The 13,042-nt window shown below is 44.1% G+C and carries 11 protein-coding genes; 7 read left to right on the top strand and 4 right to left on the bottom strand.

What is annotated here, in order from left to right; translation table 11 throughout:
• Positions 1-159 precede the first annotated feature (159 nt).
• The gene (locus ACXACS_RS17750; RefSeq protein ID WP_474808565.1) at positions 160-816 is read right to left on the bottom strand and encodes an NAD(P)H-dependent oxidoreductase; all 657 of its coding nucleotides are present in this window, start codon (positions 814-816) and stop codon (positions 160-162) included.
• Positions 817-1,138: 322 nt separating this feature from the next.
• On the opposite strand from ACXACS_RS17750, the gene ACXACS_RS17755 reads away from it, so the two are divergent.
• The 4 genes from ACXACS_RS17755 to ACXACS_RS17770 all read left to right on the top strand — a co-directional run bounded on the left by ACXACS_RS17755 (position 1,139) and on the right by ACXACS_RS17770 (position 5,897).
• Positions 1,139-3,037: a putative bifunctional diguanylate cyclase/phosphodiesterase gene (locus ACXACS_RS17755; RefSeq protein ID WP_474808567.1), complete on the top strand. Its 1,899-nt coding sequence runs from the start codon at positions 1,139-1,141 to the stop codon at positions 3,035-3,037.
• 160 nt (positions 3,038-3,197) lie between these two features.
• Positions 3,198-4,442, top strand: coding sequence for an APC family permease (locus tag ACXACS_RS17760; RefSeq protein ID WP_474808568.1), 1,245 nt, complete (start codon positions 3,198-3,200; stop codon positions 4,440-4,442).
• A gap of 56 nt (positions 4,443-4,498) precedes the next feature.
• Positions 4,499-5,446: a DUF3034 family protein gene (locus ACXACS_RS17765; RefSeq protein ID WP_474808570.1), complete on the top strand. Its 948-nt coding sequence runs from the start codon at positions 4,499-4,501 to the stop codon at positions 5,444-5,446.
• A gap of 16 nt (positions 5,447-5,462) precedes the next feature.
• Positions 5,463-5,897, top strand: a complete 435-nt coding sequence (locus tag ACXACS_RS17770) for a group I truncated hemoglobin (protein ID WP_474808572.1) — start codon at positions 5,463-5,465, stop codon at positions 5,895-5,897.
• 73 nt (positions 5,898-5,970) lie between these two features.
• Here ACXACS_RS17770 and ACXACS_RS17775 read toward each other — a convergent pair whose 3' ends face one another.
• Positions 5,971-6,699: a YebC/PmpR family DNA-binding transcriptional regulator gene (locus tag ACXACS_RS17775; protein WP_024015752.1), complete on the bottom strand. Its 729-nt coding sequence runs from the start codon at positions 6,697-6,699 to the stop codon at positions 5,971-5,973.
• Positions 6,700-7,004: 305 nt separating this feature from the next.
• On the bottom strand, positions 7,005-8,102 hold the full coding sequence (gene zapE / locus ACXACS_RS17780; RefSeq protein ID WP_474808575.1) for a cell division protein ZapE: 1,098 nt from the start codon (positions 8,100-8,102) through the stop codon (positions 7,005-7,007).
• Between the two features lie 255 nt (positions 8,103-8,357).
• Here zapE and ACXACS_RS17785 point away from each other — a divergent pair, with 255 nt between their 5' ends.
• The 3 genes from ACXACS_RS17785 to ACXACS_RS17795 all read left to right on the top strand — a co-directional run bounded on the left by ACXACS_RS17785 (position 8,358) and on the right by ACXACS_RS17795 (position 11,622).
• Positions 8,358-8,795 (top strand): ZapG family protein, encoded by a 438-nt coding sequence (locus tag ACXACS_RS17785; protein WP_118490195.1) that lies wholly within the window; start codon positions 8,358-8,360, stop codon positions 8,793-8,795.
• Positions 8,796-8,883: 88 nt separating this feature from the next.
• The gene (locus ACXACS_RS17790) at positions 8,884-10,245 is read left to right on the top strand and encodes a DegQ family serine endoprotease (RefSeq protein ID WP_474809327.1); all 1,362 of its coding nucleotides are present in this window, start codon (positions 8,884-8,886) and stop codon (positions 10,243-10,245) included.
• A 306-nt stretch (positions 10,246-10,551) separates the two neighbouring features.
• A complete protein-coding gene (locus ACXACS_RS17795) occupies positions 10,552-11,622 on the top strand; it encodes a trypsin-like peptidase domain-containing protein (RefSeq protein WP_179982451.1) in 1,071 nt (356 codons plus the stop codon).
• Positions 11,623-11,769: 147 nt separating this feature from the next.
• Here ACXACS_RS17795 and murA read toward each other — a convergent pair whose 3' ends face one another.
• Positions 11,770-13,032 (bottom strand): UDP-N-acetylglucosamine 1-carboxyvinyltransferase, encoded by a 1,263-nt coding sequence (gene murA, locus ACXACS_RS17800; RefSeq protein ID WP_474808578.1) that lies wholly within the window; start codon positions 13,030-13,032, stop codon positions 11,770-11,772.
• Positions 13,033-13,042: the final 10 nt, after the last annotated feature.

Here is a 13,042-nt window from a genome sequence, read left to right on the forward strand (position 1 = left end):
GGTTTGATTAACAATACAATTTCAGACAAGCCAGTGAGATGGGGGCAAACAGATTACTTTCAACGCTATCTTGGACGAGCATTACAAATAAAAAAGCGCCGTTAAAGGCGCTCTTTTGCAATTTATACTTATTTGAAACAGCTGACTGTTCTATGAGGGTTAAACCACTGCAATCACGTCTTCTTTTGGTAAACGTGCTTTGGGTAAACCGTGGTTCCAGTCTTGCTCAGTGTCAGGGTACCCCATCGCTAACGCGACTTCACAAATGTGACCGTCTAGCTCGTCAGCGAACAGTTCACCTAACATATCAGGGTCAACCCCTTCCATCGGTGTAGACGCAATGCCCAAACGAGCCAACGTGTGCATAACATTGCCGAGAGCAAGATAAACCTGCGCTTTAGTCCACGCTGCGTTGTTACCATTTTCATCGGTGTTCGCTTCAGCGAAGGCATAAGCCCCCATAAAGTTTTCACGCATATCTTCAGGTAAATGACCAGAAGCGACTTCTGCATCTACGCGTTTAACAAACTTTTCTTTGGTGAATTTAGGGTCGTAGGCAAACAAAATAGTATGCGATGCTTCTTTAGCGTGATGTTGGTTAAACTGATGCTTATTTTCAAAGCTATCGTGCAAACGCTGCTTTGCTTCATCGCTTTCTACTACAACAAACTTCCAAGGCTGAGAGTTGATAGAAGACGCTGATAGACGCAAAGCTTCAAGAATGGTAGCAAGGTCGTCCGCTGAGATGCGTTTGTTTGCATCGTACTTCTTAACCGTATAACGCTTGTTTAAATCTTCAATAATTGGATGAGACACAACTAACTCCTCAGAACATTAAATAGGGAAAACTCAAAAGTTGTGTGTATGGTATAGATTCAGCTTTTCAATGATAAGCCCGATAAAAAATGAATCAGTTTCAAAATATTTTTGAAACTGAACTGGCATTGTAAAAATTCGTTCAAGGTTTATACAGCTAAGCTAAGTGGTCGTTGTAATTCCAGCCCAATTAGGTAGCGCACTTTGTTTCATTTTGAATTGCTTAGTTTTGTGGTCTATTATTTTGATAATTGTAATTTTTCGCCAGTTAGATTCTTATAAGCCTAAAAGCCGATATTCTTACCATGGATCCTAGGTAACCTTGACAACCACTTCATCATCTCAACAAACCACTGCGGGACATCAAGAAATGAGGGCAGTACGCCAAAGTAGGCGTTACACACTGTGCTATGTTCTGACCACCATTGGCGTTATTTTTTTATGTGCATTAGGCGGATTCAGTTTATACGATGGGTCTGTACTGTTAGGTAGTATCCTCCTTGCCAACGCGGCAGTTGGGTTATTTAACCTTTATCTATTAAAGCGCAGCAATAATGTTGAACGCGCAGCTATTGTTTTAAGCGGCATTTTATTTACTCTATCAATGACCCTGCTGATTACGGGGGGTAAGGATAATACAGGTTTACTTTGGGTTTACCCTATTGCTGCAATTAACCTTTTTATCAACCGCTTTTGGCCTGCAGTCGCTGTATTTGCTATCTTCACTGTGACTAGCACTTTACTGTTGTTTACACCATTATCTGCGTTGCTAGTAACTAGTTACACACTTGTTGAATCTATTCGTTTCATCCTTACTACACTGGCTCTTAATACAATATGTCTCGCGGCATTGAAGTCTGAAGAACAATCTTATCAAACCATTATGCAGCTTCATGATGACGATATTCGTCAGATGGCCTATTACGACACATTAACAGGTCTACCTAATCGCTGGAGTTTTAAAACAAATTTAAATCGAATGCTAAGCCGGGCTGAAAAAGATAAACAGCGTATAGGGTTGTTATACATAGACCTCGATAATTTTAAGCAAGTAAATGATCAATATGGTCATGACGCGGGAGATCGCTTGTTACTCAAATTTAGTGAACGCCTGTGGGAAGCGATTCGCTCAACAGATCGAGTATTCAAAAGTAGTTCAGAAAGTCTAGCTAGGCTCGCTGGGGATGAGTTTGTAGTATTATTGCCTAACATCAAAGAACCTACAGATGCCGCAACCGTTGCCTCACGTATTTTGGAGGTGTTCAATGGAGGCTTTGAAGTTGATGGTATAAAGCATATGACTTATGCGAGCATAGGAATCGCTGTTTACCCAGACGATGCTACTGAACCTTCAGGCCTGATCAATCACGCTGATGCTGCTATGTATAACGCAAAACACAGTGGTAAGAATTGCTTCAGATTTTTTACACAAGATATTGCAGATAGCTTACGAGATCGCCAACAAATAGAGCAGGGTCTCAAACGCGCGTTAAGTGAAGAACAATTTTCTTTAGCATTTATGCCAATATACGACTGCCGAAATAGCTCGATAGTTGCTGTTGAAGCCTTGCTTAGGTGCCATACGCCAGACCTCAAAGGAATAGGCCCCGATCGCTTCATCCCTGTCGCGGAAGCAACTGGGCTTATAAAAGATATCGACCTTTGGGTCATCAATAATGCGTTGAGGGCACTCGTTAATCTTCAGTCGGAACATGGCTTCAACGGTAAAATCTGTATCAATATTTCTGGCGTAGAGTTACATAACGAACTTTTCCCTTCCCAAGTTAAAGCCTTACTGGAAACCTACAATGTATCACCCGAATACATTGAGCTTGAAGTAACAGAAACTGCTTTTGTTGCAGGAGATACCGCCTGTATAGCAACGCTAAAAGCGTTAGAAGCACTGGGAGTGTCACTAGCGTTAGATGATTTTGGAACCGGGTACACTGCGTTTAGCCAATTGATCAATTACCCTGCTGACTGCCTGAAAATAGACCGTTCATTTGTGAATGATTTATTCTCTGAGCGAGAAGCCAGACAAAAAATGGTTATGATCATACAGAGTTTAGCTAAGTTGTATGGGCTACGTGTAATCGCTGAAGGCGTTGAGACTGAAGAACAACTCAAATATCTAAAAGAAAGTGGCTGTGATTGGGCACAAGGTTATTACTTGTCTAAACCGCTTAACTGGAACGATTTGATAAAAACGTTGAGCGTGTAGGTAAACGATTGCATCAATACAATTAGCTCAGTCAAAAATTTCACCAAATATCTACTTCCATGAGAAAAGAGATACGTCGATGGATTAACACTATCACACTTTTCAGCTTCAATTCCTACTCAGCGCAGCCTTCTATCTTTTAAACGGGGTTCAATATTTAATGACACAAAACACTCACACCATGCTTTCAAAAACCACAGGGTTGTGGGGCGCATTGGTAATCGGGCTAGGCTCAATTTTAGGCACGGGCGCTTATGTCAGTGTTGGCCTAAGCTCAACCTTCGCTGGACATTTTTTAGTACTTGCCATAGCTATAGCCGCATTAACGGCATTGTGCAATGGGCTATCATCTGCGCAGCTTGCCGCTGCACACCCTGTAAGCGGAGGGACGTATGAATATGGCTATCGCTACCTTAACCCGATTAGTGGAAAACTTGCTGGCGGGCTTTTTGTGGTAGCGAAAAGCGCATCGGCGGCCACCGCTGCGCTTGCTGTCACAGTGTTTACTTTACACGTTTTCGAACATGTTATGCCCTCTACAGTAAATCTAAACACTGTTTTTGTAAGTGCACTGTCAATTGGGCTGTTACTACTTTTTACCTTTCTTGTGCTAAATGGTGTTAGACGTACCAACTGGCTCAATACGCTACTTGTCCTTATTAGTGTCGCTGGGCTGCTAACCTTCATTATCGCTGCAATGTCTTTAGATCTTCGCACCGCATCACATCAGGTCACTGGAAGCGATAATACGGTACATGAGCACTTAGAGGTCTCTTGGCTATCTGTTTCTCACGCCGCGGCCTTAATGTTTGTCGCATTCACAGGATATGGACGCATTGCCACCATGGGAGAAGAGATTATTGCTCCTAGACGCAATATCCCCCGAGCTGTGGTTATTACCCTGACCATCATCAGCTTGCTTTATGTTCTACTAGGGCTAGCCATTCTGCGCATCGACACTGGGCAACTTGTCAATAATAACTACAACATCGCTTATTTATTACCTGATAGTATTTGGCAGAAAATTGTACTCTTCGGAGGCATCACTGCCATGTGTGGGGTCATCTTAAATCTACTATTAGGAGTGTCGCGGGTAATCTTAGCCATGGGTAGACGAGGTGACTTACCCAACACGTTTGGCAAACTAAGTAACGACAATCAATCTGCGCCCGCTGCAACCTGGGCTACTTTTGCCGTTATTTCTGTAATCGTTGCCTTGGGAGGTATTCAATTTGCGTGGACATTAAGTGCGCTTACGGTACTTCTGTACTACGGCATTACAAACCTTGCTGCACTTAACGTTGAGAAAAGTAAGCGTTTTATTCCCCGGTGGGTATCGGTAATCGGACTATTAAGCTGCTTCAGTTTAGTAGTCTTATCAATAATTTCACAATTATTTGTCTAGCCGCTATGCTTTGAACTAGTGGAAAGAATCACACAAAATAAAATTAGGACTTTGTTATGAAAAGGCTTTTGCTGCTACCGCTACTTTTTACTTCATCGTTCGCGTTAGCAGACAGTGGTTCTCGCTTAATCGCCTCGGGTGGAATTACCGGCTTTGAAGGTACCGCAGGTGGCGGCATAACCCCTTGGGCATTTATCGGCGGATACACGAGTAAAGAAGAAATCAGCTACTCTGCCAATATTCAATACTTGAGCCTTAACGATTACTCTCTCACTACCGCTGGTGCAGGCATAAGTCTTTTTGACCGCGTTGAAATTAGCATACAGCGTCAGCGTCTAGATATTTCAGCCGGGTTAACCAGCAATGTTTTTGCGCTACTGACTGAAGGTGCGGTGACCAATGCTAACAGTACAAATATCGAGCAAGATATTGTGGGGGCAAAGGTTAAATTGTTCGGTGATGGCGTTTTTACCCAAAACTCATGGGCCCCGCAAATCGCTTTAGGCGCCCAGTACAAGAAAAATAGAGATGTTGATAGTTCGCTTTCATTACCAGATGGCACCGTTCCACTTCCTGAAATAGGAGTACCTTTACTGTTAGGTGCGAAGGACGACAGCGGTACTGACATCTACCTTTCGGCGACTAAATTATGGCTAGGCATACCGTCAGGCTATAATTTACTCACTAATTTAACCGCTAGGTACACCAAGGCAAATGTGTTTGGTCTATTGGGTTTTGGTGCTGAAGGTAACGACAGTGAAAAAGTTGAGTGGGAAGGCTCCGTTGCAGTATTAATCAGCCCCACCACGGCAATTGGCACTGAGTTTCGAACGCAAACGAATCGGTTAGGTGGGCTAGCCGAAGAGGACACGGTTATTGATGCTTTTATTGCTTACTTTCCAAATAAGTCTATTTCAATTACCGCTGCCTATGTGGATTTAGGTAATTTACCGCTGCAAGAGAGCTCAAGTGGCTTCTACCTAACGGTAAATGGCAATTTTTAATGGGGAGATATCACATATGAAATTGTTGAAAAGTATTCCTATTGCAGCACTAGCGCTACTAAACATTTTGCTTTCTGGTTGTGCAAGTACTGAAAAGCAAAGTCTGTATGATGAAATTGGTGGCCATAAAACGCTGAACACTGTCTATGGTGTAGCTATCACCCGTATTTACACTGACCCTGTAATTGGTCACTACTTTAAAGGGGTGCCAAAAAAGCATCTACGAGACCAGCTCGTCTTGCAAACCTGTGAGCTTATTGGGGGCCCTTGCGAGTACGATGGTAAATCAATGTTAGAGTCTCACAAAGGTCTTAACATCAAAGAGCGTGAATTCTATATTTTGGTTGAGTATGTTCAAGGCGCTATGCGCGATGTAGGCCTTACCTATCAACAGGAAAATCGTATTTTGAAAAAGTTAGCGCCGATAAAGTACGAAACGGTTTATCTTTAAACGCCGTTAAACGTTTGAGCACATAAAAAAACCTCGCATTGGCGAGGTTTTTTGTTCATGGGGTTTGCGCTTTTTAGTTACTGCTCGGCGTAATCGCGTTGTGGTAAACGTCTTGTACGTCGTCACAGTCGTTAAGCATGTCCATGAATTTTTCAAACATCGGCATATCTTCTTCGCTGATCTCAGTTTCAGTCTGAGGCATCCAGCTCATCTCATCGGCAATGAACGTGATATCTGGATAAGCTTCTGTTAGCGCTGTTTTTACTTGATAGAATTCAGTATGCGGCGCATAAACCGTCACTTTGCCGTCTTCAACTTCAACATCAGTTACGTCTACGTCTGCTTCCATTAGCACTTCTAAAATGGCGTCTTCGTCGTCACCTTCAAACTGGAATACCGCTTGGTGATCGAACATGTGCGATACCGCACCCTGCGCACCTAGCTTGGCATTGGTTTTCGTGAAGCAGTTACGAACTTCAGTAATAGTGCGGTTTGCATTGTCAGACAAGCAGTCAACAATAACCATACAGTTACCCGGGCCAAAGCCTTCGTAACGCATAGGCTGGAAGTCTTCACCAGCACCACCAGCGGCTTTATCAATGGCTTTTTCAATAACGTGGCTTGGTACTTGGTCTTTCTTCGCCTTTTCCATTAAACGACGAAGTGAAAGGTTAGTGTCTGGGTCGGCACCACCATTTTTTGCGCACACGTAAATTTCTTTACCGTACTTAGAATAAACCTTTGTTTTTGCGCCGGCAGTTTTTGCCATGGCGGCTTTACGAACTTCGAATGCTCTTCCCATCTTAAAATTCTCTTTCTCGCAATTAGAAATGCTGCGTTGGGTTTTATCGGGGTACTATTTGCCTGAACCTTTTTCAGGCTGTGCCGCTTTGTCTTATCTGGAGTTAATGCGAAACGAAGCATTGCAAAAATTGCTGACTGCTATCTTTCACAAACTAAACGCTGACTTAGCGACACAGAAAAATTGTGCGAAATTCTACCTTAATTTTCGTGTAATACCAATGTGAACGCCCCTAGAAAGGGTTTAGGTTGGTATCTTTCACATTTTCGATGAGGTCAAAATGTACTCTGACCCCATATTTATGCTTACGGTAGATGTTCGGTTGCCAGGTAATCGTGTGACTGCATTTCCTTTAAGCGGCTAAGGCAGCGTCTGAACTCGAAGTTAAGAAGTCCTTCGGTATAAAGGCTTTCCAGTGCAACTTCTGCCGAAATGATGAGTTTCACGTTACGCTCATAGAACTCGTCTACCATAGCAATAAAGCGGCGCGCCACATCGTCGTTATGCTGGCCCATTTCCGCGACATTGGCTAAAAGCACCGAGTGATAACAGCGGCTTAACTCAATGTAATCGCTCTGGCTACGGGGCCCGCCACACAAAGCTTTAAAATCTATCATCAATACACCGTCAGCGTTTCTAAGCGTTGGTATTTTGCGATTATTCACCTCAATTTCTTCGCTTTTGGTGCCTTCTTCTGGCGCTAATTGAGAAAAGTAGCTATGTAAGTTTTCTGTGGCTTCCTCATCAAGTGGATAGTGATAAATTTCGGCTTGCTCTAACGTTCTTAGACGATAATCGATACCGCTATCAACATTTACCACGCGGGTATTCTGATTTAGTAAGTCGATGGCTGGTAAGAATCGCGCACGCTGCAATCCGTTTTTATACAAATCGTCAGGCACTATGTTAGAGGTTGCCACCAGCACAATACCGTGACCAAATAACTCTTCCATTAACGTGCCTAAAATCATGGCATCAGTAATATCGGATACGAAAAACTCGTCAAAACAGATAACTCGTGCTTCTTTTGCCAGCTTTGCCGCCACCAACTTCAAAGGATCTTGTTCGCTTTTAAGCTGCTTAAGTTCGTCGTGCACGCGATACATAAAGCGGTGAAAATGCACGCGCATTTTCTTTTCAAAAGGCAAGCAATCGTAGAAGGTATCTACTAAATAGGTTTTACCTCGCCCTACCCCGCCATAAAAGTAAATGCCTTGAATACCTGGCTTGGCATGTCCTTTCCCAAATGCTGATTTTAACTTTACCCGCCAAGTCATTTTCTTTTTGGGCTCGGTCAGTTCATCGTACAAACGCTGAAGTTCTTTAACTGCATTTTCTTGTGCCTCGTCATAATGAAAATCAGACGACTGAAGATCTAGCTGATATTTTTCCCATGGCGTCATCGCCGAAACCACTCCGTACAAAAGTCAATAGCGGCGCTTGCTGCACCGACCTGCTTGAATTTCTCAATTATGACCTTAATTTTAATGGAAATCACGGTAGAATCTCACATTGAAATTCGACATACACTGAATAAATGAAACTATGTATGCGCTTTTCGGGTTTGACCTTGCTATATTCAGCATATGGTCGAAAGCAGCTTTTAGACCGTAGAAAGAAAGGTCGGCTGCACGACGTAGATTTATTCGGAGAATATAATGGAATTGTTAGTATCTCTTGCTTTGTTAGTTGTTGGTTTAATTATTGGCTTTTTCGCTGGTCGCTTTCTTCAACAAAAGCAAGGCGCAGGTAATGCTGCACAAACTGAGAAGCAAGTTAAAGAGATCCTCGCACAACAGGCGCAGCATCATATACATCAAACTCGTCAAAGCTTAGAAAGCATTGAGAGTCAGTGTGAAACGCTAAAACAACAGATAGAAGAATACGAAATGCTGCTTGAACAAGGCAGCGATGAAGAAGACAGCAAAGTTCCTTTTTATGGGGAGCAAGCTACCACCTATTTACGCAATAATTTGAAAGGGACTGACAAATCTAAAGTAAATCGTGTTTCTGATACTCAACCAAAAGACTTTGCGAATACAGGGTCTGGGTTGTTCGTCGGCGGTTCTGAGCAGAATAACGCAGAAAAACAGTAACATCGGGAACTTTATTCCAGCGTCAGACTCTTTTAGTGAAACCATGCTATGTCGCATATAACATGAAGGAGTGTAAGCGAACATGAAAATGTCTTTCCGCCATTGTCTATTGGCGTCTGCCGTTGTTGTAAGTTCACTGGGCTTTACTGCTAGTACGCAGGCGGCGTTACCGTTCTTTTCTGATTCAAAAGACGAAGTGCCGTCTTTAGCCCCTATGCTCGAAGAAGCGACACCTGCGGTAGTCAGTATCGCAGTGGAAGGTACGCAAACTTCTACACAGCGCGTACCAGAAATGTTTCGCTACTTCTTTGGTGCACCGCAAGAGCAAGTTCAAGAACGTCCTTTCCGTGGTCTTGGTTCTGGTGTCATTATTGATGCTGACAAAGGTTACGTAGTTACCAACAATCATGTTGTCGATAACGCGGACGAAATCACCGTTAAATTAACAGACGGACGCGAGTTCAAAGCGAAAAAGTTGGGCTCTGATGAGCAAAGTGATATCGCTTTGCTTAAAATTGAGCCGGATGATTTGAAAGCGTTGCCGCTTGCCGATTCTGACGTACTACGGGTTGGTGATTTTGTAGTCGCCATTGGCAATCCTTTCGGTCTCTCTCAAACGGTAACCTCAGGCATTGTAAGTGCTTTAGGCCGTTCAGGCTTAAACATAGGCGGTTACGAAGACTTCATTCAAACTGACGCAGCAATTAACCGGGGTAACTCAGGTGGCGCATTAGTTAACCTTCACGGTGAGTTGGTTGGTATCAATACCGCTATTTTTGGCCCTAATGGCGGCAACGTGGGTATTGGTTTTGCTATCCCTGCCAATATGATGAAAAGCCTTGTTGATCAAATTGCTGAATATGGTGAAGTACGCCGTGGTCTTCTGGGTATTCTAGGTAGTGATATTGATGCGGGCCTTGCTGAAGCTATGAATGCCGAAGTTAATATTGGTGCGTTCGTAAGCGAAGTACAGCCTGACTCGGCTGCAGAGAAAGGCGGTCTTCAAGCAGGTGATATTATTACGGCGATTAACGGTCGCAAACTTCACAGCTTCCAAGAACTGCGTGCAAAAATTGCGAGTATGGGGGCTGGCGCAGAGGTTGAGCTAACCGTTATGCGTAAAGGCAAGAAAATGAACGTAGACGTTGTATTAGACGATGCTACTGATACCACGGTGACTGCGGCTCAGATTCACCCAGCCCTAGAAGGCGCCACACTGTCTAATGGCACAGACGATGCTGGCAATGCTGGTGTAGTCGTATCTGAGATTGAGCGTGGTGCACCTGCCGCGCGTATCGGCCTTCAATCTGAAGATGTGATCATTGGCGTTAACCGCGTTCGCACATCAACGGTTGCGGAGTTCAGAAACGCGCTAGACGAAGCCAAAGGCGTTATCGCACTTAATGTAAAACGCGGTAACTCTACCCTTTACTTGGTTATCAGACAGTAGAGCTCAGTTCTCAAAACTATTTATTCCTAAGCAGGAATACATGTTGAACGGCGCTTTTAAAGCGCCGTTTTTTATTGAGCTAAACTATCCCCTTAGCCCTATCCACATTAGCTTACTTTCCAACCATCTTTTCTTTCGTATTGAGTTACACAAAATTTGCGCTTCATTACGGTAGTTTAGTGAATAAAGTGATATCCTTTACATTAATAACGATAAATTCAGATTGTTGCGCTTTTAATTTGTGAAGTAGTACCTCAATAACGGTACGTATGGAGTAAGTGCAACAGACAACAATAAGTGTGACTTGTGACTGGCCGCTCAATATTTAACTTCTTACTAAAATCTATCATCCTAGGCGTTGCCGTTGCGGCTCTACTGTTGATTTTTTTGCCAGAACTTAGGCAAGGTAAGGGGCTCGCCCAAGGCTTTTTTAATGAGCCATCTGTTAGCGCCAGTCGCGAAAGCTATTTTTCAGCGTTGAGCCGGTCCGCACCAGCTGTCGTGAACATTTATAGTGTTAGTATCGAAAACGGCTCAGGTCTATTTCGAAATCAATCTCGTGGGCGTACCAATTTGGGCTCTGGCGTTATCATGACAGAGAATGGCTACCTGCTTACCTGCCACCACGTTGTAGCCAATGCCGACAGTATTTACGTGGCAGTGCAAGACGGTCGTATTTTAGAAGCACAAATTGTAGGTACCGACCCACTCACTGACCTTGCCGTATTGAAAGTCACGGCTGACAACCTGCACATTATTCCTCAAGTTTCAGAACCCGATACCCATGTCGGCGACGTAGTAATGGCAATAGGCAACCCCTTCGACTTGGGGCAAACCATAACTCAAGGGATCGTAAGTAGAGCAGGTCGCAATGGCCTTTCGAACTATGTGGATTTCATTCAAACCGATGCTGTATTAAACCAAGGAAACTCGGGTGGTGCTTTGGTAGATAGTAATGGCATTTTACTGGGTATCACCAACGCCAATTTCCAGGTGCTAGATTCTAACAATCGCGCACGCAATGTAGATGGAATTAACTTCGCTGTTCCTTATGAACTGGCTAAGCGCGTTATGGATGAAATTATCAGTAATGGCCGGGTTGTGCGCGGTCAGCTTGGCTTTGTAGGCGGAGAGAACCGCAACCGACCAGGCATTGATGTACAAGCGGTAGCTAAAGGCAGTCCTGCCGACATCGCAGGTATTCGCCCGGGTGACATCATAGTAGCCATTGATGGTGTGCGTTTAGAAAGCGCATCAAAAACGCTGGATATGATTGCTGAAACAGAGCCTGGTACTGAGCTTGAAATTGAACTTAGCCGCGATGGGCAATCAATCACGTTGACTGCAACTGTCGGAGAACTCCGAGCGGGGCAATAGCCTTAGTAGCATTTACCAACAGTTAACGCTTAAACTTCTATAACGCTTGTAGAAAGCATCTGCGAAAAAATTAGGTAGTAAATTTTTATATATAAAAAAGCGCCGCATTGACAAATGCGGCGCTTTTTCTTGTGCAAGGTATAAGGTTTACTCTTTAACTCGCTCGATGATGGCTCCTAAGCCACCCAATTTCTCTTCTATCGATTCATAACCACGATCTAAGTGGTAAATACGATTTACGTGAGTCTCACCGTCTGCGATAAGGCCAGCGATAACCAAGCTTGCTGAAGCGCGAAGGTCAGTAGCCATTACTGGCGCCCCTTTCAAGCTTGAACTACCCTTAGACACGGCTGAGTTAGCTTCAAGTGCGATTTCTGCGCCCATGCGTTGTAACTCTGGCACATGCATAAAGCGATTTTCAAAAATCGTTTCGGTAATTACGCCTGTACCTTCGGCTACGCAGTTTAGGGTAACAAACTGAGCCTGCATATCAGTAGGGAATGCTGGGTGTGGTGCAGTTTTAACACGCACAGCCTGAGGCTTACGCCCTTCCATATCTAGCTCAATCCAGTCTTCGCCTAAGGTGATTTTCGCACCAGCTTGCTCTAGTTTGTCTAGTACTGCATCTAACGTATCTGGTGCTGCATGGGTACAGCGAATTTTGCCGCCGGTTACGGCAGCCGCTACCAAGAAAGTACCGGTTTCAATGCGATCTGGCAGTACGGCATAATCACAACCGTTTAAGGTTTCTACACCTTCAATGGTAATTTTATCGCTTCCTGCACCTTTGATTTTGGCGCCCATCTGAATAAGACAGTTAGCCAAATCAACAATTTCAGGTTCACGCGCGGCGTTTTCTAAAATAGTCGTGCCGTCTGCCAACGCTGCTGCCATCAGAAGGTTTTCGGTAGCGCCTACACTCACCATATCCATAAAGATACGAGCGCCCTTTAGACGACCATCAACTTCAGCACGAATATAGCCTTCGTCTACTTCAATCTTTGCGCCCATCTTTTCAAGGCCAGTTAAATGAAGGTTTACAGGGCGTGCACCTATGGCACAACCACCGGGCAAAGACACATTCGCTTTACCCTGCTTAGCTAACAATGGGCCAAGTACCAAGATAGACGCACGCATAGTACGTACTAACTCATAGGACGCCGTAACGCTTTGTAACGTACTCGCATCGATAACGATATCGTTAGGTGCGGGTAGTGCGACTTCAACACCTAACTCACGCAAAAGCGCCGTGGTAGTGTTGATATCACGAAGCCGAGGAACATTAGTATAACGACAAGGGGAATCGGTAAGTAGGCTGGTCATTAACAGCGGCAATGCCGCGTTCTTGGCACCTGATATACACACTGTACCGTTAAGCGCAGGGCTCTTTTTAATTACGAGTTTATCCACGAGCAGCGCC

Source organism: Alteromonas sp. AWM4_230 (assembly GCF_056158305.1).

What these genes read in the sequence shown, in the direction of transcription:
- ACXACS_RS17790 (WP_474809327.1), top strand. Translation starts at nt 8,884, where the DNA reads ATGTCTTTCCGCCATTGTCTATTGGCGTCTGCCGTTGTTGTAAGTTCA.
- ACXACS_RS17785 (WP_118490195.1), top strand. Translation starts at nt 8,358, where the DNA reads ATGGAATTGTTAGTATCTCTTGCTTTGTTAGTTGTTGGTTTAATTATT.
- zapE (WP_474808575.1), bottom strand. Translation starts at nt 8,102, where the DNA reads ATGACGCCATGGGAAAAATATCAGCTAGATCTTCAGTCGTCTGATTTT.
- ACXACS_RS17775 (WP_024015752.1), bottom strand. Translation starts at nt 6,699, where the DNA reads ATGGGAAGAGCATTCGAAGTTCGTAAAGCCGCCATGGCAAAAACTGCC.
- ACXACS_RS17760 (WP_474808568.1), top strand. Translation starts at nt 3,198, where the DNA reads ATGACACAAAACACTCACACCATGCTTTCAAAAACCACAGGGTTGTGG.
- ACXACS_RS17765 (WP_474808570.1), top strand. Translation starts at nt 4,499, where the DNA reads ATGAAAAGGCTTTTGCTGCTACCGCTACTTTTTACTTCATCGTTCGCG.
- ACXACS_RS17770 (WP_474808572.1), top strand. Translation starts at nt 5,463, where the DNA reads ATGAAATTGTTGAAAAGTATTCCTATTGCAGCACTAGCGCTACTAAAC.